The organism is Escherichia sp. Lx600-2, assembly GCF_036662595.1.
GTDB classification, from domain to species: domain Bacteria; phylum Pseudomonadota; class Gammaproteobacteria; order Enterobacterales; family Enterobacteriaceae; genus Escherichia; species Escherichia coli.
The window spans coordinates 1-380 of sequence record NZ_JAYQWM010000265.1 but is presented as its reverse complement, the minus strand read 5'-3'; the positions used below and the strand labels follow the sequence as shown (position 1 = coordinate 380).

4 tRNA genes are annotated in these 380 nt (G+C 54.7%); all 4 read left to right on the top strand.

Features of this window, described 5'->3' with window-relative positions:
* Position 1: 1 nt before the first annotated feature.
* The 4 genes from OQV04_RS24935 to OQV04_RS24920 all read left to right on the top strand — a co-directional run bounded on the left by OQV04_RS24935 (position 2) and on the right by OQV04_RS24920 (position 378).
* Positions 2 to 78: transfer RNA gene (locus tag OQV04_RS24935), tRNA-Met, on the top strand.
* Between the two features lie 8 nt (positions 79 to 86).
* Positions 87 to 171, top strand: a tRNA-Leu gene (locus OQV04_RS24930).
* Positions 172 to 194: 23 nt separating this feature from the next.
* Positions 195 to 269 (top strand) — tRNA-Gln (locus OQV04_RS24925).
* A gap of 34 nt (positions 270 to 303) precedes the next feature.
* Positions 304 to 378, top strand: a tRNA-Gln gene (locus OQV04_RS24920).
* Positions 379 to 380: the final 2 nt, after the last annotated feature.

The window sequence follows — 380 nt, the reverse complement described above, 5'->3', positions numbered from 1 at the left end:
TGGCTACGTAGCTCAGTTGGTTAGAGCACATCACTCATAATGATGGGGTCACAGGTTCGAATCCCGTCGTAGCCACCATCTTTTTTGCGGGAGTGGCGAAATTGGTAGACGCACCAGATTTAGGTTCTGGCGCCGCAAGGTGTGCGAGTTCAAGTCTCGCCTCCCGCACCATTCACCAGAAAGCGTTGTACGGATGGGGTATCGCCAAGCGGTAAGGCACCGGTTTTTGATACCGGCATTCCCTGGTTCGAATCCAGGTACCCCAGCCATCTTCTTCGAGTAAGCGGTTCACCGCCCGGTTATTGGGGTATCGCCAAGCGGTAAGGCACCGGTTTTTGATACCGGCATTCCCTGGTTCGAATCCAGGTACCCCAGCCATC